Consider the following 23,685-nt stretch of genomic DNA (forward strand, 5'->3'; position numbering starts at 1 on the left):
GGGGTTCTCCAATCGGTTAACGGACTCGCGGTGCGCGTCCCCAAACCACCCCAAACCACCCGAGCGAACAAGGCATACCACCCGATAAGGGCGCGCACGTCGGCCCCGACCACCTCACCACGGAGCGTCACCAAGCCGCCCTGTGAGCACGCTCACTCAAAGATCATCCGTGTCGCCGCGCCGATTCCCGAGATTCCGTCAGAACCGCCCACACGCCCCACCCGCCTGCGGCAATATGTGAACCGGGACATAACGGTGGTAACAGGTAGGTGGCGTCATGGGTGCACTCCGCAGGTTCGGCCTCGCCGCGGCAACGGCCGTGGTCCTCGTACCACTCACCTCCTGCGACACCGGCGACCCCGCCGGCTTCAAGCAGAACGCGGCCCCCCAACCGGCCCCGCCCGCCCAGACCCTCGAACTCACCCCGGCCGCCGAGCAGAAGGACCTGCCGGTCAGCACCGAGATCGGCATCACCGTCGCGAACGCCTCGGTCCGCTCGGTCGCCCTGGCCGACGCCAAGGGCCGGCTCCTGTCGGGCCAGATGCGCCCGGACAACAGCGCCTGGATCCCGGACAAGCCCCTGGACTACAAGGGCCGCTACTCGGTCACCGTGACGGCCACCGACGGCCGGCGGGCGATCACGAAGTCGACCTCGTTCACCACGATGGCGGAGCCGCAGCGGCAGGTCGGCACGGGCATGTACCTGTTCGACGACCACACCTACGGCGTCGCGATGCCGGTGGTGGTGGAGTTCTCGGAGCAGATCCCGGAGAAGTCGCGGGCGCAGGTGGAGTCGCGGCTGTTCGTGACGACGACGCCGGCCCAGCCGGGGGTGTGGCACTGGATGAGCGGGCGGCAGGTGACCTACCGGGCGCCGGAGTACTGGAAGCCGGGAACGGTGCTCAGCGTGCGGGCGGCGCTGAAGGGCTTGCCGATGGGCGAGGGCCGGTACGGCGACGACGACCGCAAGGCGACCGCGAAGATCGCGGGCGAGAAGCTGGAGCTGGTCGTCAAGAACTCGAACAAGCACATCGACGTCTTCCGCAACGGCAAGAAGGTCAGGTCGATGCCGGTGAGCCTGGGCAAGGCGAGCACCCCGTCGTCCTCCGGCACCATGGTGATCATGGACAAGCAGGAGTCCACCATCTTCGACACCACCGGCGAGCCGGGCGACCAGTACCGGGTGCAGATCCAGTACGCGCAGCGGCTGACCTGGGGTGGGGAGTTCATCCACTCGGCGCCGTGGAGCGTCGGCGATCAGGGCAACCGCAACGTGTCGCACGGCTGCCTGAACGTCTCGCCTAGCAACGCGGTGTGGCTGTTCCAGAACACGCACGTCGGCGACCCGGTGACGGTCAAGGGCACGGGGGTGAAGCTGGAGCGCGGCAACGGCTTCACCGCGTGGGACCTGAGCTGGAAGGAGTTCGTGAAGGGCAGCGCGCTGCCGGTGCCGCAGGAGCTGCTGGAGCCGGTGCCCGCAGTGGCCCCCTCACCGTCGGTGAGCGCGACGCCCTCGGTGGCCGTCCCATCCCCGACAGATTCGATCAACTAGTCCGTTTTATCACTAGATGCGTCGGTGGTCGTCCTCACTGGATGCAACGCGTAACCTTGATCGAGCGTCTTTGAGGCAGTATTGACAAGCGCCTCGCGCGTACACCCCTCGATCTTGGTGAGGAGCCTATGCCCACCCCCGATCTCCCCGCCCCCATGTCCATGACCCGGCGGCGCGCGCTCACCGCGCTCGGCCTGGCCGGCGCGGGTGTCGCCGGAGTGGCCGGCCTGGCTGCCTGCACCGGCGACAAGTCCCCGATCTGGAACGGCTCGACCGGTGACGGCGACAAGCCCGCGGAGACGCCGCCCAAGGCGACCGTCACCATCAGCGGCCCGGCCGCCGACACCAAGGACGTCCCGGCCAGCGCGGAGATCGTGTTCGCCGCGACCGAGGCCGTGCAGACCACGGTCTCGCTGAAGGACGCCAACGGTGCCGAGGTGCCGGGCGCCATGCACCCGGACGGCGCCGGCTGGCTGCCGGAGAAGGCGCTGGCCTTCGGCGCGACGTACACGGCGACGGTGACCGCGACCGGCGACGACGGCAAGGCCGTCACCGCCACGAGCACGTTCACCACCATGGCCAAGCCGACGAAGCTGGTCGGCATCAGCAGCTTCCTCGCCGACAACGCCGTGATCGGCGTCGGCATGGTGCTGATCTTCAAGACCAGCCGGGACATCGCCAAGGCCGACCGGGCCGCGGTGCAGCGGCGGCTGATGGTGGAGACCCAGCCACTCCAGGAAGGCATCTGGACCTGGTACACCGCCCGCGAGCTGCACTGGCGGCCGAAGACGTTCTGGCAGGCCGGCACGCAGATCAACGTGACGGTACGGGCCGGCGGCCTGCCGATGGGCGGCGGCTACTACGGCCGCCGGGACTCGACGCTGGTCTGCAAGGTCGGGCCGGACCTGCAGCTGCGGGTCGACGACAAGACGCACAAGATGACGGTGCACAAGGACGGCAAGGTGATCAAGACGATCCCGGTCAGCCTGGGCCGTCCCACCATGCCGTCGTCCAGCGGCACGATGATCATCATCGAGAAGAAGCGGAACACCGTCTTCGACACGATGGACGCCCCGAACCCGGCCAACCGCTACCGCACCCCGGTGGAGTACGCGCAGCGGATGACCTGGGGCGGCGAGTTCATCCACGCCGCGCCGTGGTCGGTGCAGCACCAGGGCCGCCGCAACGTGTCCCACGGCTGCGTGAACGTGTCCATGGCCAACGCGGCCTGGCTGTTCGCCAACACGCTGGTCGGCACCCCGATCACGACCAAGGGCACGCCCCGCGAGCTGGACTACGGCAACGGCTGGACCGACTGGGACAAGACCTGGGAGCAGTACGTGAAGGGCAGCGCCATCCCGTACGTCCCCCCGGCCGACCCCACCCCGGACCCGTCGACGGCCCCGTCCACCGACCCGTCCGCCACCCCGTCCCCGGCCGTCTCGGGCACCCCGAGCGCCTGACCCCGGCCACCACCTGGCGCAACTCTTAACGAGTCGCGCCTTCAGACCGCCTCTCGGGCCGCGACTCTTCAAGAGTCGCGGCCCGAAGCGCGTCCGGGCCGAAGGCCCACCGAGGCGGGGGCGGGCAGCGAAAAGCCCCGGCGGAATTCCGCCGGGGCTTTCGATATGGGGTGATCGACGGGACTCGAACCCGCGACCCCCGGGACCACAACCCGGTGCTCTACCAGCTGAGCTACGACCACCATCACACCGCCGCTGACCTCACGGCCGCGGCGACTGACCAATGATAGCCATACCCCCCGGCGTCACGTCGAGCGGGTATCGCTGTGTCTCCCGCTACTCAGGGAAGGATCATCGTCGCGGCGATGCGCTTGGCCTCGTCGACGTCCGGGCCGGGCTGCGGGACGAAGATCGCCTCGCGGTAGTAGCGCAGTTCGCGGATGCTCTCGCGGATGTCGGCCAGGGCCCGGTGGGCCAGCCCCTTCTCCGGCTGGCCGAAGTACACCCGGGGGTACCAGCGGCGGCACAGCTCCTTCACCGACGACACGTCGATCATGCGGTAGTGCAGGTGCGTGTCGAGGCGGGGCATGTCCCGGACGATGAAGCCGCGGTCGGTGGCGATCGAGTTGCCGCACAGCGGCGCGGTGCGCGGCTCGGTGACGTACTTGGTGACGTACTCCAGCACCATGTCCTCGGCCTGCTCGACGGTGACCGTGGAGCGGCGCACCGCCTCGGTCAGGCCCGATTTCTCGTGCATCTGCTTCACCACGTCGACCATGCCGTCGAGGGCGGCGTCATCGGTGTGGATCACGACGTCCACCCCGTCGCCCAGCACGTTCAGGTCGGCATCGGTGACCAGGGCCGCTACCTCGATCAAGGCGTCGCTGCCCAGGTTCAGGCCGGTCATCTCACAGTCGATCCATACCAGATGGTCGGCGCTTCGCAGATCTCCCACCGGCACAGCGTACGCCGTATGGGCGCACTGTCAGTGCCGCCACTGTCGGCCCCGGGGGCGTGCCCCGCCGACCGCCCGGCGGATAGGGTGGCGACCATGTCTCAGGTCCGCACCCGCGACCCGCTCGTGCGGGTGCTCACCGTGATCGCCGTGCTCGCGCTGGCCGCCGTGGCGTTCTGGCGGCTGCGGGTGGAGCACGGCTTCTTCGACCTGAAGATCTACATGTCGGCCGTGAACTGGTGGGGCGACGGGCACGACCTCTACGACTACGCCCAGCCCGACCGGGTGCAGGGCGCGCTGTACTTCACGTACCCGCCGTTCGCGGCGCTGCTGCTGTTCCCGTTCGGGCTGCTGCCGCTGGGCGTGACCCAGGCGCTGTTCACGCTGGGCACCGTCGCCGCGGTGGTGGTGACGACCTACTGGCTGGTCGCGCCGCTGGCCCGGCGGCAGGGCTGGCCGGCCTGGTATGCCGTGGGCATCGCGGCACCGCTGGTGCTGGTGATCGAGCCGCTGCGCGAGACGATCACGTTCGGCCAGATCAACATGCTGCTGATCCTGCTGATCATGATGGACCTGCTGGTGCTGGGGCCGCGCGGCTCGAAGTGGACCGGCGTCGGCATCGGCGTGGCCACCGCCCTGAAACTGATCCCCGGCCTGTTCATCGTGTACCTGCTGGTCACCAGGCAGTGGCGAGCGGCGTTCACGGCGATGGGCGCGGCCGCGGGCGTGACCCTGCTGGCCGCCGCGATCGCGCCGCGCGCCTCGTGGGACTTCTGGACCTCGGCCCTCTGGGACACCGCCCGGGTGGGCCGCCTGGACTACACCGGCAACCAGTCGCTGCAGGGCCTGCTGGCCCGCCTGGTCGCGCCGGAGCAGCCCGCGAAGTGGCTCTGGCTGCTGCTGGCGCTGGCGGCGCTCGGCTTCGGCATGTGGCGCGCGGCGCGGGCGGGGCTGGCCGGCGACGCGGTCACCGGGCTGGCGCTGACCGGCCTCGTGTCGGGCTTGATCAGCCCGATCACCTGGCCGCACCACCTGTACTGGTTCGTGCCCGCGATCGTGACCCTGCTCGCCGCGGCGCAGCGGGCGCAGGCCGGTCGCCGGTGGGGCTGGCTGGCCTTCGCAGCGGGCGTGTACGCCGTGTGCGTGATCGGCGTCGTCTCACTGGTGGACTGGGGCGTGGCCGCGGTGCCCACGGACACCGTGGGGCTTTTCCTGGCCCGCAACGCCTACGTTCTGCTCAGCCTGGTGCTGCTGGCGTTCTTGCCGATCAATCGACCAGGGGATTATCCCACGTCAAGGGCCGTATAGCCAGTCTTGTCCGTTCTGACGGTTTTGCCGTAACGTGAACGGCAGGGACAACGTCTCCCCCGGGACAGGTCCCCAAGTGGTGACACCGTTCCCCCGGTGAGAGCGGCCCGTACGCCGGTACGTGCGGGCCGCTCGACTTGTGCTCAGACCCGCTGCCGCGGGCGGTCCAGCCGCAGCTCGCAGCCCGGCCGGGGCAGCCACACCCGCAGGAACTCCTCGGTGATCACTTCCCGGACCGGTTCGGTCGCGGGCAGCGTGCCGCGCAGCGGCGGCCACGGCAGCTCGGGCGCGGCGACGGTCCGCATCGCGGGCACGGCGGGCGCGGCGAATTCGGCCGTCATGACCGAGGGCACCGTGTCGGCGAGCCGGGGGTCCGGCAGCGTGTCGGCGGCCTGCAGACAGGTCACCATCGGCGTGGCGGCGGGGCCCGTGTAGGGCGCGCCCGCCCACGGGACCGTCAGCGCCGGGCGGGCGCCGGACTCGAAGCCCTGCGGCGAGGGTGCGCCCGGCTCGCGTTCCTGCGGGCCGCGTACGCCCGGCTCGGCTTTTGTGGTCGGCGGAGCCTGCGGCGCGCGCTGCTCCGGCGCGGGCGGCAGGGTCAGCGCCTCGGGGTCGCCGGGCAGCACCGGCCGGGTGTAGTCGGCCAGCAGCGCGGTCAGCGCGCCGTCGCCGGTCGCGTCCGGCAGCGGCTCGCGTGGCCCGGCCGGCCAGGACAGGGTCACGAACGCCAGGATCAGCAGCACCATGCCGAGGATGAGCAGGCCCCAGGGGGCCGAGCCGAGCCAGCTCGCGCTGAGCGCGACGTCCAGGGTGGGGGCGTCCGACGGCAGCGCGGGCTCGCCAGCCGGGGTGTCCCGCAGCACCACGACCAGGGCCAGGTGCTGTCCCCGGTCCTGTTGCGGGTTCCAGGACAGCGAGCCCAGCCCCTGCCGCAGCCAGAACCCCTGGGCCAGCGGGTCGCGCGGGTCGCGGCCGGGCGCGTCCATCCGGTTGGTACGCAGCACCACCGGCCCGGATCCGAGCACCGTCTGCGCCACCTCGGTGTAGCGGATGCCCGCCAGGTACGCGGCGACCTCGTCGGGCGCGGCGACGCCGATGAACGCGGGCGTGTTCGCCGAGCTCGCGGACAGCCGCAGTGTGGTCGTGCCGACCCGCACGTACGGGACGTCGCGCTGCAGCAGCGCGTCGAGGTCGGGCACGACCAGCACCCGGTTCGGGTCCTTCGGCGGGGCGATCGTGGCGTGGAACGCCCCGTCGGGGCTGTCGTGGCCGGACAGCCAGGCGGCGCCGCCACCCGCCGCGAGCGCGGGCACCGCGACGAGCAGGGCCAGCAGACCGACGACAACACGAACAGCGCGCATCGGGTGTCCTCCCAGGGCTCGCCGGTGGGGCGGCGAGGCTCTCCGCGCGCCGGCGATCGAGGCGCGCTCTCCCGGGACAACGCGGCCGGGCGCCCGGCAGATGCGGGCACCCGGCCGATGACGACCGTGCGGATTACTGGCGCACCGGCTCCTTGCGGGTACGCGCGAACGCCAGACCGGCGAGGATCAGCGCCAGCACGCCGACGACCAGGCCCGCCACCCCGAGCCAGTCCGTGCCGCCGCCCTTGGTGTCGCCGACGGCGAGCGTGTTGTCCGTCGCCGGGGTCGCCGCCGCGCCGGCCGCCGCGGGCACCAGCTTCAGCACCGGGGCGGGGCTCTCCGGCTCGCCGCCGTCGTTGGCCGGCGGGTCGATCCAGCGCACCACCGTGCCGTCGGAGTAGGTCTGCAGCGCTTTGAAGACCATCTGGTCGACCTTGGGCAGCGGGCCCAGCGACACCGGGAACTCCTGGAACTGGCCGGGCTTGACCCCCGCGTCGGTCGAGGTCGCGGTCCAGGTCAGCGTGGAGACGACCTCGCTGATCGGGCTGCCGTGCACCTCGATCGGGGTGGCCAGCTTGCGCTTGGCCACGGCCACCGTCCAGCCGGGCACCGGCATCGTGGTGACCGACGCGACCGGGGCGTCCTCCGGCAGGTACACCTCGACCTTGGTGGTGTTCGTGTCGTCGGACTCGTTCGGCACCCGAAACGCCACGCGGGCGTAGCCGCCCTGCACGGCCTCCGACGGGTTGACCGTGACGTGGGCCGATGCGGGCACGGCGACGGCCAGCAGGCCGAGCACCGTCATCGCGACCACACCGAACCGGCGCGTCATCTTCATGCCTGGACCTTTCGTACGGCTCGGAATCCGAGCGCTATGAGATCGGCACCGTCGCGGTGACCGAATCCTGGTCGATCTCGGAGAGGCGAAGGGTGAAGCGCAGCTGCCAGTCTCCGGGCGTGGGCAGGGTGACCTGCCCGCTGGCGTGGTTGTCGGTGAGCTTGAGCAGCGGGAACGTGATCGGTTCGAGGCCCGCCGAGGGCAGCGCCGCGGTGGCCTTCCACTCGACCACCGGCAGCGGCGAGCCGTCGGCCTTGTACGCGTACAGGTGCACCGCGTTGTCGCCGAGCTTGGCCGGGTCGACCTCCACCTGCAGCGTGTACAGCGAGCTGGTCAGGGTCGAGGAGTAGATGACCGGCTGGGCGGGCAGCTGCGCGGTCTCCTGCGCGGTGCGGGCCGGGGTGGTCTGCGTCAGCGCGCCGGTCACCGCCAGCACCACGGCCGCGATGGCCAGCTCCGTGGTGACGACCCGGCGCAGCGGGCGCGGGTTGTCGGCGGCCCCGTTGTTGGTCCACCGCCGGGCGAAGAACGCGGCGACGAGGATCAGGCCCACCAGCACGATCTTCGCGATCATGAGCTGCCCGTACGTCGTGTCGACCAGCGCCTGCGGGGTGCCGATCTGGATCAGCCCGGACACGACGCCGGCCAGCAGCACGGTCGACACGGCCAGCGCCGCCCAGCGCGACCAGATCGGCAGGATCGCGCCCAGCTCGCGGTTGTCGGCCTGGCGCAGCAGGAAGCAGGCGAGCATGAGCAGGCCGCCGAGCCATACCGCCGCCCCGGCCAGGTGCAGCGCGTCGACGACCACGGACACGGCGGGCACCGGCGACGCGGCCGGGTGCCCGGCCAGCGGCCAGGTCAGCGCGGCCCCGGCGGCGACGGCGAGCAGCAGCACCCGGTCCACGATGCCGTCGCGCCCGGCCAGCAGCGGGCGCACCAGGATCGCGGCGACCGCCAGCAGCGCCAGCCGCACCAGCAGCGCGATGCCGTACTGGCTGCCCAGCACGTCGGCGAGGTCGCCGCCGGTGACCCCGGTCAGGCTGCTGCCGGACGTGTACGGGGCCTGCAGGTAAAGGCCCGCGAGGGTGACCAGCGCTACGACGCCGAAGCCGGTCCACATGACCCGGCGCGGCCCGCGCTGGCTGAGCCGGGCCGGCCACAGCAGCGCCAGCACCAGCACCGGCCCGACCAGCAGCACGAGTCCGCCGTACCCGATGGCTTTGGCGATCGCGATCAGGTTGCGGATCGTGGTGTCGACCTTCTCCTCGGGCAGCGCCGTGGGGGTCGCCGAGGGCGCGCCGACCGAGAACGTGAACCCGCCCGGGATCGGGTGGCTGTCCGCCGAGATCACCCGGTAGCTGACCAGGTAGGTGCCCTTGGGGGCGTCCTCGCGCAGCCCGATGCTCAGCACGTTGCCGTCGACCGTGGGCTTGCCGCGGTCGGCCCGCTGCCCGTCCGGCCCGATGATCCGGATCTTGTCGGCGACCGGGGACACCGGCTCGCTGAACGTCAGCGTCACGTCCCGGGGCGCCTCGGGCACCACCGACCCGGCGGGCGGGCTGGTGCGCAGCAGCGCCGCGTGGGCGTACGCCGGGGACGCGGGCAGCAGCGTCAGCGCCAGGAACGCCACCGCCGCGAGCAGCGCCCGCACCCGCCGCCCGCCCTTGATCATCGGACTTGCCTGGCACACGTGCGTATCTTGACCACTCATTCGCACACCTGCCGGGCAAGTCGAGTGATCATGGGGCGCGGGGGCGCGGAGGGGCGCAGTCATGTGACTCACGGGGCGACCGTAACGGGGCGGGCGGGTTCGCGCGAGACGGTCGTCGTGCGGCTGAGCGCCCACAGGAGTCCGGCCTGCACCAGCGCGGCGGCGTGGCCGATCTCGTGAGCCAGCGCGGTCACGCCCTCGGCGACATCGAAGGCGCTGGTCATGATCAGGCAGGCGGCCAGCACGAAGGCGACCGGCACGAACGCGCGGGCCCGGTCCGGCCGCCACGCGGCCAGCGCGAAACCGACCGCGAGCGCGATGTCGAACGAGGCCGCCTCCCGGCCGGTGTGCAGGTCGCCGCCGCCCGCGAACAGCACCGGCAGCGCCAGCAGCACCTGCACCACGGCGGTCGCCCCGAGCGCGATCCGCAGGATCTGCCGCCGCCCCTCGGCCTGCCGCCGGGCGGCCCGCTCCGCGCCGTGCCGCTCGGCCGCGACCGCGGCGAGGATCGGGACGGTCAGGTCGGGCACCGCGACCGCCTGCACCCGCACCGCCCGGGTGAGCTGCTCGGCGGCCCGTGACCAGGCGCGGCAGTCCGCGCACCCGGCCAGGTGCCGATCGAGCGCGTCCGCCGCGAGTCCGGCCTGCGCGGCCCAGGCGCCGGCCTCGCCGTCCAGCCGCGCGGACAGCCCGACGCGCATCTCGTCGCAGTTCGTCATGGGCGGGTAGTCGCCGCGCGGGGCCGTTCAGTTCCCGCCGGTGTCCCAGGACACGCGTGCCGTCACCGCCCGGTGTGAGCCGGACCGGCGGTTAGGCTTGCTCCCCGTGCCCCCCGTGCCACGAGACGACACGCTCCCGGACGACGGTGTCCCCGTCGCCCGCGGTGGCGGGCGCGCGGAGCCGGTCCCGGCCACGGTTGTCCCCCAGCCGCCGGGCGGCCGGCCGGCCGGCGACGGGCGAGCCGTCCAGCGCGGGCAGGATTCGCGGACGGCTGCCCCCCGCCAGGCCGAGCCGCTCGACGGTGCGCCGGACCCGGCCACCGAATGGGCGCTGGCGGCCCGCACCGGGGACCCGGTGGCGCAGGCCGCGTTCGTCCGGTCCACCCAGGCCGAGGTGTGGCGCTTCGTGGCCGCCCTGGTCGACCCGGGCAGCGCGGACGACCTCACCCAGGAGACGTACCTGCGGGCGTTCCGGGCGCTGCCCGCGTTCGAGGGCCGTTCCACGGTGCGCACCTGGCTGCTCGGCATCGCCCGCCGCACCTGCGCCGACCATCTGCGTACGGTGGTAAGGCAGCGCCGGCTGGGCGTCCGCCTGGCCGCACAGGTGCTGGTCAGCGGGCCGCACCCGGACCCGGCGGGCCAGGTCGGGGCGGCGCAGCTGCTCGACCGGCTGTCCCCGGAGCGCCGGGAGGCGTTCGTGCTGACCCAGCTGCTGGGGCTGTCGTACGAGCAGGCGGCCGCGGTGCAGGAGGTGCCGGTCGGCACGATCCGGTCCCGGGTCGCGCGTGCCCGCGCCGAACTGGTGGACGACGTCGTTAGCGCCTTAGCCGCCTGAGGCGGTCGCGCGGGGGCGAAGGAGGAGAACGATGGACGAGCGCACCGGCTGGAGCAGGGCCCAGCCGTGGGTGAGCCTGGTGGTCAGGCTCGGTCTGGCCGGGATCTTCCTGGTCGCGGGCGGGCTCAAGGTCACCGACCTGGCCGCCAACGGCCGCGCCGTGAACGCGTACCAGATCATGTCGTATGACGCCGCGATGGTCGTCGGCGCGATCCAGCCCTTCGTGGAGATCGTCGTCGGCCTGCTGCTCCTGCTCGGCCTCGCCACCCGGCTGGCGGCGTGGCTGTCGGCGGGCATGATGGTCGCCTTCATCGCGGGCATCAGCTCGGCCTGGGCCCGCGGCCTGAACATCGACTGCGGGTGCTTCAGCAAGGGCGGCCAGCTGCCGCCCGGGGTGACGCCCAACTATCTTCCGGAGATCTTCCGGGATGTGGCCTTCCTCGCGATGGCCATCTTTTTGATCATCTACCCGGTCAGCCGTTTCTCCCTCGACGCACGACTGGACCGACCGTTCTCCGCCGGGCTCCCGGCGGATGACGACGTGCTGGAGGAAGAAAGTGAATCGAGCGAGCACACCGCACCGCGCCGCGAGCGCGCCTGACCGCGGTGCGGTGCAGGCATGAGCAGCAGGAAGGACCAGAACGCGGCGGCCCGGATGGTGCGGGACCAGATCGCCAAGGAGCAGCGGCGCAAGCGCACCATGTGGATCTCCATCGCCGCGGTGTCGGCACTGGTCATCGCGGGCCTGATCGGCTGGGGCATCTACGCGGGCTCCAAGACGACGGACTTCACCGCCCCGCGGGGCGCGAACGCCGCCGGCAACGGCATCGTCACCGGCAGCGGGCCGGTCGTCGTCGACGAGTACGTCGACTACCTCTGCCCGCACTGCAAGAGCTTCCACGACGAGGCCGCCGCCTCGATCGCGCAGCTCGCCGCCGATGGCAAGATCACCCTGGTGACGCACCCGGTGGCGTACCTCGACGGCGCGTCCACCAACCGGTACTCGACCCGCTCGTCGGCCGCCGCGGGCTGCGCCGCCGAGTACGGCAAGTTCACCGAGTTCTCGGACGTGCTGTTCGACAACCAGCCCGCCGAGGGCGGCGCCGGACCCACCGACGACGATCTGATCGTGCTCGGCCGGCAGGCCGGGCTCGGCGACGACTTCGCCCAGTGCGTACGCGACAAGCGCTTCCTCACCTGGACCAACCACGTCAGTGAGGAAGCCGGCCGGGCCGGGGTCACCGGCACCCCGACCGTCCTGGTCAACGGCAAGCCCACCCAGGCGAGCGCGGCGCAGATCGCCGCCGCGGTCGCCGCCGCCGGCGGAGCCACCCCGTCGGCGAGCTGACCTGAGCAGGAGCAGATGACACCCCTCACGGCACGGCGGGTGGGCGCGGTCCTCGGGACCGCGCTCACCCTGCTGTTCACCCTCGCCTCCCCCGCGGCCGCGCACGGGGCCGACGCCCCCGACGCCACGAACTACCGCACCGCCATCACGGGAACACCCGATCTGCCCGGCCTCGAAGTGATCACGATCGAGGCCGGCGCGCGGCTGCAGCTGAGCAACCACAGCGGCAAGCCGGTCGAGGTCCTGGGCTACAGCAACGAGCCTTACCTGGAGGTACGCCCCGACGGGGTGTACGAGAACATCCACTCCCCCGCCACGTACCTCAACATCACCATCGCGCACGTGGACCCGCCCGCGCACGCCGACCCGACGGTGCCCCCGGAGTGGCGCAAGGTCAGCGACGAGCCGGTGTACCGCTGGCACGACCAGCGCGCCATCTGGACCGAACCGGCCGAGCCGCCCGCCGTGGCCGCCGCGCCGGGCCAGCCACACCGCATCCGCGAGTGGACCGTGCCGATGCGCACCGAGGTGACCCCGTTGCAGGTCACCGGCACTCTCGACTGGGTGCCGCCACCGAATCCGGTGACCTGGTGGATCGCCGCCGTCGCCGGTGCTCTCGCCGTCGCCCTGCTCGGCCTGGTCCGCGGCCGCTCCCGCGCGATCACCGTCGTGTTGTCCGTCGCCGCCATCGCCGCCGGGGTGCTCGCGCTCGCGTACGCGGTCGGGCGCGAGATCGACGCCGGCAACCACGCGCTCGGGCCGATCCTGCTGGAACTGCTCACGGTGCAGCTGTGGGCCGTGGTCAGCGCCCTGGCCGCGATCGCCGCGGGGGCGTACTCGCTGTCCCGCCGTGCCGCGGGCGACTTCGCGCTGGCGCTGGGCGCGGCCGCGGTCGGGCTGTTCGCGGGCATGGTCAACGCGGCGGTGTTCCATCGCTCGATCGCCCCGATCCCGTGGGGCGACACCACGGCCCGGGTCATCGTCGCCACCGTCATCGCCCTCGGCGTGGGCGTCGCCGCGGCCGGCATGCTCCGCCTGCGCGGCACCACCTCCGGCAGCGCGGCAGACCCGGCTCACGGCACTGTGCCGACCCCGCAGGACGTCAGCCCGCCGGCGGCCGACACCAACCCGGCAGCGCCCGCCTGACCCCCGGGTGGCGGATCGCCGCCTGATCCCCGGTCGAACTGGTCCGCGCGTCTGGTCTGAGGTCAGCTTTTCGGTCGGCTATCCCCCCGAACAGGAATCGGGGACAGCGACAGCGTGGCGAGCGCGCTAAGTTGCGCCCTCAGCAGTCGACCTGGGGGTAGTTGCATGCAGCTCATGCTGTGCTGGTTTGCCCATGGCGCGGTGTCCGATGAGGCGCATTCGCAGCGTGCGGCCCGGTTCACGCAGGCGCTCGACGGGCTCGTGCCGGCATCATGGACGCGGCACGACCTCGGTGGCGAGGACTGGGGCGTCACCGTCCTGCACCCTGCCGACCAGGGAGCGTTCCGGTGGCCGACGGTGGAGACCGCCGGTCCGGTCACCGCGGTCTCCCTCGGCATCCCCGTCGGGGTCGACGCCGACGGCGGCCCGGCGGCGCTGGCCGAGCGGCTGCTGGCCGCCGAGGACGTGCACCGTGCCGTGGTGCCGCCGTTCGGCCTGCTGGCGCTCGACACCGACCGGTTCAGCCTGCAGCAGGACTGGCTCGGCATGGCCCGGGTGTTCACCGGCACCGCCGACGGGGTCACCGCCTACTGCACCCGGCCCGGACTGCTCGCCACGTTCCTGCACGGGAAGCCGCAGCCTGACCTGGCCGGCTGGACCTCGTACACCGTCTGCGGGCACTTCGGCGGGGACCTGTCCCCGGTGGCCGGGACCCGGCAGCTGCGCCCGGGCGAGCGGGCGACCGGTCGACGCCTCCCCGGCGGTGGCTGGCATCTCGACAGCGAGCTCCGGTACGCGGTCGACGACGTGGTCGCCGAAGGGCTCGCCGGCCAGGGCCGCCCCGTCGCGGAGCAGCTCGACCGGGCCGCCGACGCGCTCACCCGCGTCGCCGCCGGCGTGCCCCGGCTCTACGCCGACCAGATCACCCTCGGCCTGTCCGGCGGCAAGGACTCCCGCCTGATCGCCGCCACGCTGGTCGCGGCCGATCGCCTTCCCCGCTTCCTCACCTACCAGGACACCGCGGCCGAGGGGCGGGTGGCGCAGCAGCTGGTGCAGCTGCTGCGCGACCGGCGCGGCCTCGATCCCGAACACGTGCTCCGGCTTGCCGGGGCCCCCGCGAAGGTGCTGAACACCGGCCTGCGCGAGCGCGCCCGATACCTGCGCGACCGCTACGACCACCAGTTTCCGTCCAGCTACCTGACCCGCCCGGCCGACTCGCCGCTGCCGCCCGAGCGGATGAGCCCCGCCACGTACACCGGCGCGGCCGGCGAACTGGCCGTCGGCTACTGGTATCCGGCGGCCGCCGGCCCGACGGTCACGCCCCGCCAGGCGGGCATGGGCAAGCTGCTCGCCGGCGCACCCGCGGCGGCCATAGCGCCGGCCGTGTTCGCCGCCGAACGGGACCGGATCGAAGGCATCTTCCAGCACGCCGAGGCGATGGGCGTACGCGGGCTGCACCTGCTCGACTACCTCTACCTCGTGGAACGGATGCGCCGCTGGTCCACCTCCGCGTACACCACCGGCATGATCACTCCATTCCTGGCGCCGGGCTTCGTCGCCACCACGTTCGCGCTGACCCCGGAACAGAAGCGCGAGCGGCTGCTGCACACCGGCATCATCGCCCGGCTGGTGCCGGAGTGGGCGGACATCCCCTTCGTCAGCCTCCACACCGGGCGGTCCACGGCCACCCGTGTCTGGGAGGGCGACGGCGTGGCGGCGGTGAGCGACCTCCTGGACACCGCAGGCGGCACGCTCGCCGGGCTCATGCACAAACCGGCAGTCGAGAAGGCGCTGCGCAGCTTGCGGCTGGGTGGTCGCCCGGACGCGCGCATCCTGCAGCAGTTCACCTCGCTGGCGGTCGCCGCCGAAGCCCTGGAGCCGGAGACCATGCTCCCGGCCACCGGCAGCACCTACGCCCGGGTCACCGCGCGGCCGGCGCCGTTCGGACCCGAGAGCGCCCCGGTGCGCCTGCTGCGCCGGATCCGGCACACCAGGTTCGGCAACCGCGTCTGGACCACGGTCCGCCAGCAGGTGCGCGGGCACTGACGCCCGGCGGCGGGTCCCGGTGGCGTCAGGCCACCGGGACCGCGAATCCGTACGGCAGTTCCAGCCGGTGCCGGGCCAGCAGTTCGGTGTCGGACAGCAGCTCGCGGGTCGGCCCGTCCGCCACGATCCGGCCGCCGTCCAGGATCACCGAGCGCGGGCACAGCTGCAGCGCGTACGGCAGGTCGTGGGTGACCATCAGCAGCGTCACGTCCAGCCCCAGCACGATCTCGGCCAGCTCGCGCCGCGCCTGCGGGTCCAGGTTGGACGACGGCTCGTCCATGACCAGCAGGTCGGGTCGCATCGCGAGCACCGTGGCGACGGCGACCCGGCGGCGCTGGCCCAGCGACAGGTGGTGCGGGGCGCGGTCCTTGACGTCGCCCATGCCGACCGCGGCCAGCGCCTCGTCGACCCGCGCCGACAGCTCCGCGCCACGCAGGCCCAGGTTCGCCGGGCCGAACGCCACGTCCTCGCCGACCGTCGGCAGGAACAGCTGGTCGTCCGGGTCCTGGAAGACCAGGCCGACGCGGCGGCGGATCTCGGCCAGGCCGGGCCGGTCCTTCGGGTCGACGGTGCGGTCGCCGACCGACACCGAGCCGGACGAGCCGGTCAGGCCGGACGCGGGCAGGATGCCGTTGAGGTGCAGCACCAGCGTCGTCTTGCCGGCGCCGTTCGGGCCGAGCAGGGCGACCCGCTCACCCGGCTCGATGCGCAGGCTGACGCCGTGCAGCGCCTGGTGGCCGTCGGGGTAGGCGTATCGCACGTCGTCGAGCAGCAGCGCGGTCATACCAGGAACCTATCCGCCAGCAGGACCACGACGGCGAGCGCGGGCACCACGGCCCCGATCGCCCACTGCCGCGCGGTGGCCACGCTGCCCTCGTGCAGGGCCGCGGGCAGCCGCCCGGTGTACCCGCGCGAGCGCATGGCCAGGAACACCCGCTCGCCGCGTTCGAACGCGCGCAGGAACAGCGTGCCGAGCCCGGCGGCGAAGCCGCGCACCTGCCACAGGAAACGCGGGTCGTCGAGCCGGGACAGCCGGGCGATGCGCATCCGCCGCGCCTCGTCGGCGAGCACGTCCAGGTAACGCAGCATGAACAGGGCGATCTGGGTGATCGCCTGCGGGGTGCGCAGCCGGTCCAGGCCGACCAGCACGTCGCGGGCCGGGGTCGTGCCGGCCAGCAGCAGCGCGATGAGCACGCCGAGCGTGCCCTTGACCAGGATGTTCCAGCCGGCCCACAGGCCCTCGACGGCCACCGACAGCCCGAGCACGTCGGTGCGGGGCCCGGCGGCGAAGAACGGCAGCAGCACCGCGGTCGCCACGAACGGCAGCTCGATGAGGCTGCGCCGGGCCAGCCACCCGGCGGGGATCCGGGCCAGCACCGCGAGCGCCGCGACGATCAGCGCGTACGCCCCGAAGGCGGGCAGCAGCTCGCGCGGCGTCGCCACCACCACGACGGTGAACAGCACCGACGCGGCGATCTTGACCTCGGGCGCGAAGTGGTGCACGGACGAGTGCCCGTGCACGTACATCGGATGGGTGTGCCCCGCGCCCACGGCTACTTCTCCGCGGCCACGGGGGCGGGGGCCTGCTCCGCCGCGGCTGCCGCGTGCCGGCGGCGGCGCGCGGCCCAGAAGATCGCCAGGCCGACCGCGAAGGTCAGCGCGACGCCGATCAGGCCGGCCAGGCCGGTCGCGTTGTCGATCCCCTTGATGCCGTAGTCGGCCAGGAACGAGCCGCCCAGCTCGTGGTCGGTCGCCTGCTGCGCGATGCAGCTGCCGCCGGTGATCACGCCGTCGGCGTCGACGGTGCAGCCCGCCAGGGTGGTCGCGTCCAGGCCGTCCGGGGACCCCGACGCCAGGTAGCTGACCCCGCCGGCCAGCGCCGCGGCGACGGCCAGGCCGCCGAGCAGGAAGACCTTGGTGGGTACGCCGCCCGGCGCGGGCCGCTCCAGGCGGGAACCGCGCAGCGCGTACACCAGGTCGGGGCGCACCTTCGCCACCGTGGTGACCGCGGCGGCCGCGATGAGGCCCTCGCCGACGCCGATCAGCGCGTGCACGCCGGCCATGGTGGCCGAGATCTGCCCGTAGCCGATGGTCAGCGGCACGTCGCCGCCGAGCACGAACTGCAGCACGAAGCCCTGCGAGGCGAGCACGACGGAGACGATCGAGGCTCCGAAGACGGCCAGGCCGACGCCCGCCGCGGTACGCGGGAGCAGCTTCAGCAGCGCGACCAGCGCCAGGTAGCCGACGGCGGTGCCGAGCAGCGCCATGTTGGAGATGTTGAGGCCGAGCGCGCTGATGCCGCCGTCGGCGAAGACCAGCGCCTGCACGATCAGGACCACCGAGACGCACAGCGCGCCGACCCACGGGCCGACCAGCGCCGCGGCCAGCGCGCCGCCGAGCAGGTGCCCGCTGACGCCGGGCAGCACCGGGAAGTTGAGCATCTGCACCGCGAAGATGAACGCGGCGACCAGGCCGGCCATGGGGGCCAGCCGCTCGTTGAGGTCCTGGCGAGCGCGGCCCAGGCAGAGGGCCAGCAGCCCCACGGCGACCACGCCGTACGCCAGCGAGACGGGCCCGCCGATGATGCCGTTGGAGATGTGCATCGCGATATTCACTCAGCCAGCCTAGGGTTGTTGCAAAAGACTTGCAATAAGGTTGCGTCGGTCCTGCCCTCACCTGCGCAGGCAGACGGCACGGATAGGGTGGCCGGTGTGACGGAGAACGTACGACTCTCGCCCGGCGACGCCGCCCCCGACTTCAGCCTGCCCACCGCCGACGGCGGCACGCTCCACCTGTCCGGCCTGCGCGGCAAGAAGGTCGTCCTGTACGCCTACCCGGCCGCGATGACCCCCGGCTGCACCACCCAGGCCTGCGACTTCCGCGACTCGCTCGCCTCGCTCACCGCCAAGGGCTACGCCGTCGTCGGCATCTCCCCCGACGCGCCCGCGAAGCTGGCCAAGTTCGTCGAGCGCGACGCGATCACCTTCCCGCTCGTCAGCGACCAGGACAAGGCCGTGCTCACCAGCTACGGCGCGTTCGGCGAGAAGAAGAACTACGGCAAGGTCGTGCAGGGCGTCATCCGGTCCACCTTCGTCATCGACGAGAAGGGCCACATCGAGCACGCCTTCTACAACGTCAAGGCCACCGGCCACGTCGCCAAACTCCGCCGGGATCTCAAACTCGACTGACGGGCCGAACCGCTACACTGCGGTTCGGTTCAGCGGGAGTGGCGTAACGGCAGCCGCGCCAGGTTTAGGTCCTGGTGTCCGAGAGGACGTGGGGGTTCGAGTCCCCCCTCCCGCACCATCGTTCAGAGGCCGAGCATGCGCAGGTGGTCGGCGGCGACGCGCTTCGGGACGCACATGCGCCAGGCGTCGGTGATCAGCTCGTGCAGTTCGTCCTCGTCGAGGGCGGCCATCCTCGCCTGCACCCAGTGGTAGCGCAGGTCGGACTCGCGGGGCAGGAAGAACTTGTCCGGCTCGGCGGCCACCAGCGCGTCGCGGGCCTCCTTCGGATAGCCGAAGCCGAGTTCCGTCTCGTCGGCGGACAGCGCCGCGAACACGATCCGCCCCACCCGGAACTTGACCCGGTCGCGCACCAGTGCCTCGTACGCCCGGGGTAGCGACAGCGCGACCTGCCGCACCTGTTCCACCGTGACCATTCGCGCCTCCCGTGCCGCCGGCCGCGACGCCTTTAGCGTTGGCCCGACGCCGCGTCCACCAGTCTGCCCCTCACCGGTGACATTCCCGACCACACGGCCGGGAACGGGCGTGTTCTATTGACACATTTAACGGTGTTCCGAAAGGCTCCTTGCGCGAGTCCTTCGACACCCTGGAGGGGCAGTGAGGAAACTTCGAGTCATGGCGGTGTGCCTCGGCATGGTCGGCGCGATCGCGCTGGTCGTGCCGGCGAGCGCGAAACCCGTTGGTGACGGCGATCGGGCCAGGAACCCGCTCGACGTGTATGTCGGCGAGCTCGATCAGAGCCAGCTGGAACAGTTCCGCAGGCTCGGCATCGACAACGAGGAGTTGCGGACCGCGCAGTTGCCCGGCGGCAAGGTGAAGGTCGAGGCGGTGCTCTCCGAAGTGGAGGCGTCGCGGCTGGCCGGTCGCGGTGTGCCGCTGTCGGTGAAGATGATCCGCGGCCAGAAGGCCTCGGACGCGCTGCGCAAGCAGGCGCTGGCGGGCAACGTGGTGTACCGGCCGTACAGCGGGCCGGGCGGCCTGCGCGAGGAGCTGGAGAAGATCGCGGCGGAGCACCCGTCGATCACCAAGCTGCTGACGATCGGGCACACGGTGCAGGGCAAGCCCATCCGGGGCATCAAGCTGAGCCTGGGCGCCCGGGTGCTGCCCGACGGGCTCAAGCCGTCGGTGGTCTACGGCGCGGCGCAGCACGCCCGCGAGTGGATCACGCCGGAGATGGTGCGCCGGCTGCTGCACCACTACCTCGACGGCTACGGCACGAACGCCGAGCTGACCAACCTGATCAAGACCCGTGAGCTGTACTTCTTCCCCGTGGTGAACCCGGACGGCTACGACTTCACGTTCACCGAGGGCAACCGGTTGTGGCGCAAGAACCTCCGGGACAACAACGGCGACGGGCAGATCACGGCGGGCGACGGCGTCGACCCGAACCGCAACTACGCCTTCAAGTGGGGTTACGACAACGAGGGTTCCTCACCTGACCCGTCCAGTGAGACCTACCGGGGCAGCGGCCCGAACTCGGAGCCGGAGAGCAAGGCGCTCGACTCGTTCTTCAAGCGGGTGCGCCCGGACTACTACATCAACTACCACTCGGCCGCGGAGCTGCTGCTCTACGGCACGGGCTGGCAGGTCAGCACGCCGACCCCGGACGACACCATCTACACGGCGCTGGCCGGTGACGACGCGAACCCGGCGGTGCCCGGCTACGACCCGGACATCTCGGCCGAGCTGTACACCACCAACGGCGACGTCGACTCGCACATGCAGGCCAGGTACGGCACGCTGGGCTTCACGCCCGAGATGACCACCTGCGAGACGGTGTCGAACTCCATTCCGGACGACGAGTGGCTGGCCGAGGACTGCGCGAGCGGCTTCAACTTCCCGGACGACGAGGAGCTGATCCAGGCCGAGTTCGCCAAGAACATCCCGTTCGCGCTGTCGCTGGCCAAGTCGGCGGCGCGGCCGGACGACCCGGTGTCCGTGCTGGGCCACGTCACCCCGCACTTCGTGACCGATAACTTCGACGTGTCGTACGGCCGCAGCCAGGCCGTCGCCGCGACGATCCGCCGGTCGCTGAAGAACGTGAAGGTGCACTGGAAGATCAACGGCGGGGCGACGAAGTCCGGCTCGGTGAAGGAGTGGAAGGGCGGCGAGCGCTACGGCGCCGAGAACGACGACTACTACGCCGAGTTCCGCGGCACGGTGACCGGGCAGAAGCCCGGTGACCAGGTCGAGGTGTGGTTCAGCGGGTTCTCCGTGACGCCGGGGCGCACCGGTGCGGTGACCAGCGACCACTTCACCTACCGGGTGCACGACGACATCGGCGGCAAGGTGCTGATCCTCGCCGCGGAGGACGTGACGGGCGTCAGCCCGGCCCAGGGTGTGACCACGGCGAAGTACGCCGCGGACTACGCCGCGTCGCTGACCGCGGCCGGCTACTCCAGCGACGTGTACGACTTCGACGTGATGGGCCGCAAGGCTCCGCACCACCTGGGTGTGCTGTCGCACTACAAGGCGATCGTGTGGGAGACCGGCGACGACATCATCCTGCGGTCCACCGGGCAGCCCGGCGGCACCGCCGCGAAGGCCGCGCTCGACATCGAGCTGGCCGTGCGCGACTACCTGAACGAGGGCGGCAAGCTGCTGCTCACGGGCCAGAACGCGCTGTTCGCGCAGTCGGCCGACGGGTCGTACTTCTACCACCCGGACGCGCCGGCGCAGCCGGAGTGCACCGTGCGGGCGTACCCGTGCCTGCCGCTGCTGAACGACTTCATGCAGTACTACCTCGGCGCGTACACCTACGTCAGCGACGGCGGCACCGACCCGGACGGCGAGCCGTACGACGTCGGCGGCAACGCGGGCGCGTTCAGCGGGTTCTCGGGCACGCTCAACGAGGCCGGCTCGGCGGGCAACCAGACACACAGCGCGTCGTTCCTGACCACGTCGAGCTTCCTGCCCCCGGCGCAGTTCCCGCAGTTCAACAGCTCGTCCCCGGTGGACTGGCTGCGCCCGGGAGCGGCCCCGTTCGACCCGCGCACCGGTGACTGGTACCTCTACAGCGACCGGGCTGACGTGTCGTACAAGCGGCTGACCCGGACCGTGGACCTGACCGGGAAGACCTCGGGCGAGCTGCGGTTCTGGTCGTCGTACGACACCGAGCCGAACTGGGACTTCATGTTCGTGGAGGCGCACCCGGTCGGGTCGGACGAATGGACCACGCTGCCCGACACCACCGGGCACACCACCCAGGTGACGGGTGACAGCTGCGCGAGCGGCTGGTCCGACCTGCACCCGTTCGTGGCCCACTACCAGGGCGCGGACTGCTCGCCGACGGGCACCTCGGGCGCCTGGCACGCACTGACCGGTCCCTCCGGGGGCTGGACGGAGCTGGCCTTCGACCTGACCGCGTACGCGGGCAAGCAGGTGGAGATCTCGATCTCGTACGCGTCCGACTGGGGCACGCAGGGCCTCGGCGTGTTCCTCGACGACGTGACGGTCAGCGCCGACGGCGCGCCGCTCGCGACGACCTCGTTCGAGGACGGCCTGGGCGGTTTCACCGTCGCCGCCGCGCCGGACGGCTCGCCGGCCGGCAGCAACACCTGGGTGCGCAGCCAGCAGGCGTTCGAGGAGGGGTCGATCGTGGTCACCCGTGACACGGTCTTCACCGGCTTCGGCGCCGAGGGCCTGACCCCGGCGGAGCGCGACGACCTGGTCAAGCGCTCGATGAAGCACCTGCTCGGGTACTGATCCCGCAGGCGCGGAGTTAAGAAGGGCACCTTCTACAACGCATAGCGTTGTGAAGGTGCCCTTCCTTTGCTCGGGGGTGGGCTTCATAAGATCGGGATCATGCGCTTCGAGCTGGACCCCGAGCTGACCGACGCCGTACGCGAGCAGATCGTCACGCTGTGGACCGACGCGTCGAACGCGGGCGGGTCGATCGGCTTCGTGGGACAGGTGACCCGCGGCGACGTCGAGCCGGTCGCGCGGGCGGCGTTCGACGGGATCGCGGCCGGGATCGACCGGCTGCTGGTCGGCTACGACGAGGACGGTGCCGTCGCGGCCATGCTGATCCTGGTGAGCCAGCGCTTCGCGCTGTCCGAGCACTGGCGCACCGTGGGCCGGGTGATGGTGCACCCGCGCCGCCAGGGCCGGGGCGAGGGCGCGGCCCTGATGCGCGAGGGCGAGCGGATCGGCCGCGCGATGGGCCTGGCGGGCCTGCAGATCACGGTGCGCGGCGGCATGGGCCTGGAGCGCTTCTACGGACCGCTCGGTTACCGGGAGGTCGGCCGCCTGCCGGGCGCGCTGCGGGTGGCCCCGGGCGACGACCGCGACGAGGTCCTGATGTGGCTGGACCTCAGCTGAGCTCGGCGCGGAAGCGGTCCAGCACCTCGACCTCGTCGCCGACGGCGATCTCGCCGAGCGTGTCGGGGATCAGGTTGGCACCGAAGAGCAGGTGCTGGTCGACGTTGCGGTAGCGGGCCAGGGTGCGCAGCGGTTCGCGGCCGCGTTCGCCGGTCTCCTGGTCGGTGGTGGTGACCACGCAGCGGCCGCACGGCTTGGCGACCCGGAACACCAGCGCGCCGAGGCGCAGCCGCCGGCCCAGCCACTCGTCCTCGGCGAACGGCGGCGCGCCGTCGACGACCACGTTGGGCCGGAACCGGGCCATCGGCAGCGGGCCCTCGTCGGAGCCCGACTCGGCGATCCAGTCGTTGAGCCGGTCCAGCGAGGCGGTGCTTGCCAGCAGCAGCGGGTAGCCGTCGGCGAAGGAGACCCGGTCGGTGGGCAGCGAGTACTCGGGTTCGACCGGGCGGCGGCTCGCCGGGTCGTCCATCCAGACCAGCCGCACGTCACGGCCGAGTTCCTTGCTGAGCAGCGCGTCGGCGTCCGGCCCGGCCGGGGTCGCGGCCATGGTGATGCGGCCCCACAGCACGGAGGTCACCGCCGGGTCGGGCGCGGGCTGCGGGACGAGCAGCGGCACCGAGCCGGGGAAGGACAGCTCCAGGCCGGTGCCGGCGGGCGTCGCGCGCAGCAGCGCGAGGCGGGCGACGTCGCGCTGGGTGATCTGGTCGCCGTCCGCGTCGATGATCATCCAGCGCCGGTCGCCGGCCAGGCCCCAGGGCTCGACGACGGCCCGGTCGTGGTCGATCCGGCGGCAACCCTTGATCGGGTACGTGTGCAGCGCGCTCACTCGCATGACGCG

At 72.1% G+C, this 23,685-nt stretch carries 21 protein-coding genes, 2 tRNA genes and 1 pseudogene; 12 read left to right on the forward strand and 12 right to left on the reverse strand.

Annotated elements, in window-relative coordinates:
* Positions 1-277 precede the first annotated feature (277 nt).
* Both Cco03nite_RS26820 and Cco03nite_RS26825 read left to right on the forward strand, forming a co-directional pair.
* Entirely contained in the window at positions 278-1,552 is a 1,275-nt protein-coding gene (locus Cco03nite_RS26820) for a L,D-transpeptidase (protein WP_203694991.1), read from the forward strand.
* 128 nt (positions 1,553-1,680) lie between these two features.
* The gene (locus Cco03nite_RS26825; protein ID WP_239167688.1) at positions 1,681-3,015 is read left to right on the forward strand and encodes a L,D-transpeptidase; all 1,335 of its coding nucleotides are present in this window, start codon (positions 1,681-1,683) and stop codon (positions 3,013-3,015) included.
* Positions 3,016-3,181: 166 nt separating this feature from the next.
* On the opposite strand, the gene Cco03nite_RS26830 is transcribed toward Cco03nite_RS26825, so the two are convergent.
* Both Cco03nite_RS26830 and orn read right to left on the reverse strand, forming a co-directional pair.
* A tRNA-His gene (locus Cco03nite_RS26830) sits at positions 3,182-3,257 on the reverse strand.
* A 98-nt stretch (positions 3,258-3,355) separates the two neighbouring features.
* Positions 3,356-3,961, reverse strand: coding sequence for an oligoribonuclease (gene orn / locus Cco03nite_RS26835; protein ID WP_203695027.1), 606 nt, complete (start codon positions 3,959-3,961; stop codon positions 3,356-3,358).
* Positions 3,962-4,066: 105 nt separating this feature from the next.
* Between orn and Cco03nite_RS26840 the strand changes: the two genes are divergently transcribed.
* Positions 4,067-5,278 (forward strand): glycosyltransferase family 87 protein, encoded by a 1,212-nt coding sequence (locus Cco03nite_RS26840; protein WP_203694992.1) that lies wholly within the window; start codon positions 4,067-4,069, stop codon positions 5,276-5,278.
* A 143-nt stretch (positions 5,279-5,421) separates the two neighbouring features.
* Here Cco03nite_RS26840 and Cco03nite_RS26845 read toward each other — a convergent pair whose 3' ends face one another.
* The 4 genes from Cco03nite_RS26845 to Cco03nite_RS26860 form a co-directional block, all read right to left on the reverse strand.
* Positions 5,422-6,639, reverse strand: a complete 1,218-nt coding sequence (locus tag Cco03nite_RS26845; RefSeq protein ID WP_203694993.1) for a hypothetical protein — start codon at positions 6,637-6,639, stop codon at positions 5,422-5,424.
* Between the two features lie 133 nt (positions 6,640-6,772).
* Positions 6,773-7,477, reverse strand: coding sequence for a YcnI family copper-binding membrane protein (locus Cco03nite_RS26850; RefSeq protein WP_203694994.1), 705 nt, complete (start codon positions 7,475-7,477; stop codon positions 6,773-6,775).
* Positions 7,478-7,511: 34 nt separating this feature from the next.
* On the reverse strand, positions 7,512-9,188 hold the full coding sequence (locus tag Cco03nite_RS26855) for a copper resistance CopC/CopD family protein (protein WP_239167689.1): 1,677 nt from the start codon (positions 9,186-9,188) through the stop codon (positions 7,512-7,514).
* Between the two features lie 68 nt (positions 9,189-9,256).
* Positions 9,257-9,907: a hypothetical protein gene (locus Cco03nite_RS26860; RefSeq protein WP_203694995.1), complete on the reverse strand. Its 651-nt coding sequence runs from the start codon at positions 9,905-9,907 to the stop codon at positions 9,257-9,259.
* 331 nt (positions 9,908-10,238) lie between these two features.
* On the opposite strand from Cco03nite_RS26860, the gene Cco03nite_RS26865 reads away from it, so the two are divergent.
* The 5 genes from Cco03nite_RS26865 to Cco03nite_RS26885 all read left to right on the forward strand — a co-directional run bounded on the left by Cco03nite_RS26865 (position 10,239) and on the right by Cco03nite_RS26885 (position 15,282).
* Positions 10,239-10,742, forward strand: coding sequence for a sigma factor-like helix-turn-helix DNA-binding protein (locus Cco03nite_RS26865; protein WP_203695029.1), 504 nt, complete (start codon positions 10,239-10,241; stop codon positions 10,740-10,742).
* A gap of 31 nt (positions 10,743-10,773) precedes the next feature.
* The gene (locus tag Cco03nite_RS26870) at positions 10,774-11,343 is read left to right on the forward strand and encodes a DoxX family protein (protein ID WP_203694996.1); all 570 of its coding nucleotides are present in this window, start codon (positions 10,774-10,776) and stop codon (positions 11,341-11,343) included.
* 18 nt (positions 11,344-11,361) lie between these two features.
* Positions 11,362-12,090, forward strand: coding sequence for a thioredoxin domain-containing protein (locus Cco03nite_RS26875; protein WP_203694997.1), 729 nt, complete (start codon positions 11,362-11,364; stop codon positions 12,088-12,090).
* Between the two features lie 15 nt (positions 12,091-12,105).
* A complete protein-coding gene (locus Cco03nite_RS26880) occupies positions 12,106-13,236 on the forward strand; it encodes a hypothetical protein (protein ID WP_203694998.1) in 1,131 nt (376 codons plus the stop codon).
* Between the two features lie 165 nt (positions 13,237-13,401).
* Entirely contained in the window at positions 13,402-15,282 is a 1,881-nt protein-coding gene (locus Cco03nite_RS26885) for a hypothetical protein (RefSeq protein WP_203694999.1), read from the forward strand.
* Between the two features lie 25 nt (positions 15,283-15,307).
* Here the strand turns inward: Cco03nite_RS26885 and Cco03nite_RS26890 are convergent, their stop codons facing one another.
* The 4 genes and pseudogenes from Cco03nite_RS26890 to Cco03nite_RS43195 all read right to left on the reverse strand — a co-directional run.
* Complete coding sequence (locus Cco03nite_RS26890) at positions 15,308-16,066, reverse strand: energy-coupling factor ABC transporter ATP-binding protein (protein WP_203695000.1); 759 nt, start codon at positions 16,064-16,066, stop codon at positions 15,308-15,310.
* The gene (gene cbiQ / locus Cco03nite_RS26895) at positions 16,063-16,833 is read right to left on the reverse strand and encodes a cobalt ECF transporter T component CbiQ (RefSeq protein ID WP_203695001.1); all 771 of its coding nucleotides are present in this window, start codon (positions 16,831-16,833) and stop codon (positions 16,063-16,065) included. Before cbiQ ends, Cco03nite_RS26890 begins: the two co-directional genes overlap by 4 nt.
* 2 nt (positions 16,834-16,835) lie before the next feature.
* The gene (locus Cco03nite_RS43190; protein WP_373314333.1) at positions 16,836-17,231 is read right to left on the reverse strand and encodes a PDGLE domain-containing protein; all 396 of its coding nucleotides are present in this window, start codon (positions 17,229-17,231) and stop codon (positions 16,836-16,838) included.
* Positions 17,208-17,885: pseudogene (locus Cco03nite_RS43195) on the reverse strand (energy-coupling factor ABC transporter permease); the annotation flags it as partial. The pseudogene Cco03nite_RS43195 and the gene Cco03nite_RS43190, both read right to left, overlap by 24 nt.
* A 108-nt stretch (positions 17,886-17,993) precedes the next feature.
* Here Cco03nite_RS43195 and bcp point away from each other — a divergent pair.
* Together bcp and Cco03nite_RS26910 are read left to right on the forward strand one after the other, a co-directional pair.
* On the forward strand, positions 17,994-18,470 hold the full coding sequence (gene bcp / locus Cco03nite_RS26905; RefSeq protein WP_203695002.1) for a thioredoxin-dependent thiol peroxidase: 477 nt from the start codon (positions 17,994-17,996) through the stop codon (positions 18,468-18,470).
* Positions 18,471-18,502: 32 nt separating this feature from the next.
* A tRNA-Leu gene (locus tag Cco03nite_RS26910) sits at positions 18,503-18,588 on the forward strand.
* A gap of 4 nt (positions 18,589-18,592) precedes the next feature.
* Here Cco03nite_RS26910 and Cco03nite_RS26915 read toward each other — a convergent pair.
* Complete coding sequence (locus tag Cco03nite_RS26915; protein WP_203695003.1) at positions 18,593-18,943, reverse strand: MmcQ/YjbR family DNA-binding protein; 351 nt, start codon at positions 18,941-18,943, stop codon at positions 18,593-18,595.
* A gap of 199 nt (positions 18,944-19,142) precedes the next feature.
* Between Cco03nite_RS26915 and Cco03nite_RS26920 the strand changes: the two genes are divergently transcribed.
* Entirely contained in the window at positions 19,143-22,232 is a 3,090-nt protein-coding gene (locus tag Cco03nite_RS26920; RefSeq protein WP_373314334.1) for a M14 family metallopeptidase, read from the forward strand.
* A gap of 99 nt (positions 22,233-22,331) precedes the next feature.
* A complete protein-coding gene (locus Cco03nite_RS26925) occupies positions 22,332-22,847 on the forward strand; it encodes a GNAT family N-acetyltransferase (RefSeq protein ID WP_203695005.1) in 516 nt (171 codons plus the stop codon).
* Here the strand turns inward: Cco03nite_RS26925 and Cco03nite_RS26930 are convergent.
* Complete coding sequence (locus Cco03nite_RS26930) at positions 22,840-23,679, reverse strand: MOSC domain-containing protein (protein WP_203695006.1); 840 nt, start codon at positions 23,677-23,679, stop codon at positions 22,840-22,842. The genes Cco03nite_RS26925 and Cco03nite_RS26930 overlap by 8 nt on opposite strands.
* Between the last annotated feature and the right edge of the window lie 6 nt (positions 23,680-23,685).

Source organism: Catellatospora coxensis (genome assembly GCF_016862635.1).
Taxonomy (GTDB): Bacteria; Actinomycetota; Actinomycetes; order Mycobacteriales; family Micromonosporaceae; genus Catellatospora; species Catellatospora coxensis.

Excerpts from the sequence above, each read along its gene's own strand:
- Cco03nite_RS26820 (WP_203694991.1), top strand. The coding sequence starts at position 278 with ATGGGTGCACTCCGCAGGTTCGGCCTCGCCGCGGCAACGGCCGTGGTC.
- Cco03nite_RS26825 (WP_239167688.1), top strand. The coding sequence starts at position 1,681 with ATGCCCACCCCCGATCTCCCCGCCCCCATGTCCATGACCCGGCGGCGC.
- Cco03nite_RS26840 (WP_203694992.1), top strand. The coding sequence starts at position 4,067 with ATGTCTCAGGTCCGCACCCGCGACCCGCTCGTGCGGGTGCTCACCGTG.
- Cco03nite_RS26845 (WP_203694993.1), bottom strand. The coding sequence starts at position 6,639 with ATGCGCGCTGTTCGTGTTGTCGTCGGTCTGCTGGCCCTGCTCGTCGCG.
- Cco03nite_RS26850 (WP_203694994.1), bottom strand. The coding sequence starts at position 7,477 with ATGAAGATGACGCGCCGGTTCGGTGTGGTCGCGATGACGGTGCTCGGC.
- Cco03nite_RS26855 (WP_239167689.1), bottom strand. The coding sequence starts at position 9,188 with ATGAGTGGTCAAGATACGCACGTGTGCCAGGCAAGTCCGATGATCAAG.
- Cco03nite_RS26860 (WP_203694995.1), bottom strand. The coding sequence starts at position 9,907 with ATGACGAACTGCGACGAGATGCGCGTCGGGCTGTCCGCGCGGCTGGAC.
- Cco03nite_RS26870 (WP_203694996.1), top strand. The coding sequence starts at position 10,774 with ATGGACGAGCGCACCGGCTGGAGCAGGGCCCAGCCGTGGGTGAGCCTG.
- Cco03nite_RS26875 (WP_203694997.1), top strand. The coding sequence starts at position 11,362 with ATGAGCAGCAGGAAGGACCAGAACGCGGCGGCCCGGATGGTGCGGGAC.
- Cco03nite_RS26880 (WP_203694998.1), top strand. The coding sequence starts at position 12,106 with ATGACACCCCTCACGGCACGGCGGGTGGGCGCGGTCCTCGGGACCGCG.
- Cco03nite_RS26885 (WP_203694999.1), top strand. The coding sequence starts at position 13,402 with ATGCAGCTCATGCTGTGCTGGTTTGCCCATGGCGCGGTGTCCGATGAG.
- Cco03nite_RS26890 (WP_203695000.1), bottom strand. The coding sequence starts at position 16,066 with ATGACCGCGCTGCTGCTCGACGACGTGCGATACGCCTACCCCGACGGC.
- Cco03nite_RS26915 (WP_203695003.1), bottom strand. The coding sequence starts at position 18,943 with ATGGTCACGGTGGAACAGGTGCGGCAGGTCGCGCTGTCGCTACCCCGG.
- Cco03nite_RS26920 (WP_373314334.1), top strand. The coding sequence starts at position 19,143 with ATGGCGGTGTGCCTCGGCATGGTCGGCGCGATCGCGCTGGTCGTGCCG.
- Cco03nite_RS26925 (WP_203695005.1), top strand. The coding sequence starts at position 22,332 with ATGCGCTTCGAGCTGGACCCCGAGCTGACCGACGCCGTACGCGAGCAG.
- Cco03nite_RS26930 (WP_203695006.1), bottom strand. The coding sequence starts at position 23,679 with ATGCGAGTGAGCGCGCTGCACACGTACCCGATCAAGGGTTGCCGCCGG.